The sequence below is a fragment of the Citrobacter sp. VF227 genome, from assembly GCF_052950715.1.
Genome location: NZ_JBRFVF010000281.1, coordinates 1 through 506 on the forward strand (window position 1 = coordinate 1; position 506 = coordinate 506).

1 protein-coding gene is annotated in these 506 nt (G+C 69.2%); it reads left to right on the plus strand.

Annotated elements, in window-relative coordinates; genetic code table 11:
- Window positions 1-506: aminotransferase class V-fold PLP-dependent enzyme (locus ACU8YC_RS26325; RefSeq protein WP_446896167.1), on the plus strand; the 506-nt coding region annotated here is incomplete at both ends.

Genomic DNA, 506 nt, shown 5'->3' on the forward strand with positions numbered 1-506 from the left:
TTCCTACGGCCGGGCCCAGATCGGCCCGGGCGACGAGATCATCGTCTCGACCATCGAGCACCACGCCAACATCGTGCCCTGGCAGCTGCTGGCGCAGCAGACCGGGGCGACGCTCCGGGTGATCCCGGTGAACGACCGCGGCGAGATCATCTTCGAGCAGTACGCGGCGCTCCTGTCGGGCCGCACCAAGATCGTCTCGGTGACGCAGGTGGCCAACGCGCTCGGCACCGTGAACCCGGTGCGGGAGATCATCGAGCTCGCCCACGCCTACGGGGTGCCGGTGCTGGTCGACGCGGCGCAATCCTCGCCGCACATGCCGCTGGACGTGCAGTCCCTGGACGCGGACTTCCTGGTCTTCTCCGGCCACAAGGTGTTCGGGCCGACGGGCATCGGCGCGCTCTACGGCAAGACGCACCTGCTCGAGGCGATGCCGCCCTGGCAGGGCGGCGGCCACATGATCGAGGACGTCACCTTCGCGAAGACCGTCTACAAGGGCGCGCCCGAGA